Annotated in this window: 2 protein-coding genes; one reads left to right on the top strand and one right to left on the bottom strand. The window is 70.7% G+C overall.

What is annotated here, in order from left to right; genetic code table 11:
- Window positions 1-265: hypothetical protein (locus B8460_RS09905; protein ID WP_048861434.1), on the bottom strand; the 265-nt coding region annotated here is incomplete at its 3' end.
- A 149-nt stretch (window positions 266-414) separates the two neighbouring features.
- Between B8460_RS09905 and B8460_RS09900 the strand changes: the two genes are divergently transcribed.
- The gene (locus B8460_RS09900) at window positions 415-801 is read left to right on the top strand and encodes a 4a-hydroxytetrahydrobiopterin dehydratase (protein WP_048861433.1); all 387 of its coding nucleotides are present in this window, start codon (window positions 415-417) and stop codon (window positions 799-801) included.
- Window positions 802-939: the final 138 nt, after the last annotated feature.

Genomic DNA, 939 nt, shown 5'->3' with positions numbered 1-939 from the left:
GCACGTGCGCGGGCGCGAGGCCGAGCCGCGCGCGCATGGTGTCGAGATAGCCGGCGGCGCGCGCCGAATCGTCACCGCCGACATCATCGGCGGCGCCGCGCCGCAGCGTGACCTCGGTGTGCGGCGCGTCGAGCGACAGGCCGATGCTGCCGAACTGCCGGCCGCCGGCGCTGCCCGGATTGAGAAAGCCGAGATGCAGCCGCGCCGTCGTGCGCACCACGACCGCGTCCGCCGCGCGCGGCGGATGTGCGCCGAGATCGTTCACGGTACCGGGTTCGGCGTTGCGCCGTTCATGCCTGTTGCTCCAAACTGCGACGGCCGGCACGACACGGAGCACCGCGTCCCCGGCGCGGCCCGCCGCACGACAGGCAGGATCGCCGGGACGGGCGGCCAACAAGCACAGAGGAAACGGCGATGGCGGAGGCCGCACCCGAGCGTGTCTATACCGAACAGGAAGTCGAGGCCTACCTAGGCGAAAACCTGCCGCACTGGAAGCTGGAGCGCGGCTGGATACGCCGCACCTACCGCACCCACTCCTGGAAAAGCACGCTGATGGTCGTCAACACCGTGGGCCATCTGGCCGAGGCGGCGTGGCACCATCCCGACATCACGGCGTCCTATGCGTGGGTCGAGGTGCGGCTCGCCACCCATTCGGCGAAAGGTATCACCGACAAGGATTTCGCCCTCGCCCGCAAGATCGAGGACGTCGTGTGCTGGCAGCCCGGGCGCGAGGGCGGTCCGCTGGAGGGCACGCCCGCGGGCGATCCCCGCTTCGCCTATATCAAGTACGACAAGACCTGACGCGCCCCATAAGACCCGACCCGCCCGGAGACCTGATCCGCTCCGGGCGACGTCGCCAACGCCGGCACCCCGACCCATGACCCTCTGCACGATTTCCGGCCAGGCCGCGAGCCTGGACGCCGCCATTGCCGCCGCCGC

Source organism: Acidisphaera rubrifaciens HS-AP3 (assembly GCF_000964365.1).
Taxonomy (GTDB): domain Bacteria; phylum Pseudomonadota; class Alphaproteobacteria; order Acetobacterales; family Acetobacteraceae; genus Acidisphaera; species Acidisphaera rubrifaciens.
This window is presented reverse-complemented; position numbering and strand designations above follow the sequence as displayed.

Coding starts and splice junctions, on each gene's coding strand:
- B8460_RS09900 (WP_048861433.1), top strand. CDS start 415: ATGGCGGAGGCCGCACCCGAGCGTGTCTATACCGAACAGGAAGTCGAG.